General features: G+C 57.6%; 1 protein-coding gene. It reads right to left on the reverse strand.

Annotated elements, in window-relative coordinates; translation table 11 throughout:
- Positions 1 to 999, reverse strand: a 999-nt coding sequence (locus HMPREF9163_RS12335) for a YifB family Mg chelatase-like AAA ATPase (RefSeq protein WP_009440317.1), incomplete at both ends; no start/stop codon positions are given.

The raw sequence follows: 999 nt of genomic DNA on the forward strand, positions 1-999 counted from the left end.
CCGCTACCAAAATGATACTAGAGGGAAAGGTCAGTGTTGCGTTCGCACGCGACACCGTAATCTGGCGATCCTCAATTGGCTCACGTAGCACCTCAAGCGTCTTCTTGCTGAACTCCGGCAGCTCATCGAGAAATAGCACGCCGTGATGGGCAAGCGTCACCTCGCCCGGACGCGGGATGCTCCCGCCCCCGATCATCGCCACCGTCGAGGATGTATGATGCGGACTGCGGAAGGGGCGCGTCGTCACAAGCCCCGTATCCTTGCCGAGCAGCCCCGAGATGCTGTAGATCTTTGTGATCTCAATGGCTTCTTCCTTCGTCAGCTCCGGCAGAATCGAAGGCATCCGACGTGCCAGCATCGTCTTACCCGAACCGGGTACACCGACCATGAGGACATTATGCCCGCCTGCCGCTGCAATTTCAAGCGCACGTTTCGCCTGATACTGTCCCTGCACATCCGCAAAGTCATCGGTGAAAGCGGCGTCTTTTTGTGTTTCGATATGATTCGGTGTTGCAGGAGTCAGCGTCTCCGTGCCCATCAAATGACGCACAAGTTGTGCCAAATTCTCAACCGCATAGACCTTCAGTCCATCAATAAGGAGTGCCTCGTCTGCATTCGACGGTGCAACGTAGAACTCCGTTAGCCCGCGCTCCCGCGCCGTAATCGCCATCGGGAGAATGCCGCTGATCGGACGGCAGTTTCCATCGAGAGAAAGTTCCGCAGAGAAGAGTGCATTCTGCACTGCCGTCTCGGGAACCATACCGTAGGACGCAAGGAGTCCGACGGCAATCGGTAGATCAAGTCCCGAGCTGTCCTTTCGTACATCAGCGGGGGCAAGATTGACCGTCACCCGCTCCTGCCGCAGCTGAATGCCGGAGTTCCGAATCGCCGTGCGTACCCGCTCCTTTGACTCCTTCACCGACGTATCGGGAAGCCCGACCAACTCAAAGCCCGGCAGCCCCGGTGACACATCCACCTCAACGTCGATAATCCGTCCAT

Source organism: Selenomonas sp. oral taxon 138 str. F0429 (genome assembly GCF_000318175.2).
Classification (GTDB): domain Bacteria; phylum Bacillota; class Negativicutes; order Selenomonadales; family Selenomonadaceae; genus Centipeda; species Centipeda timonae.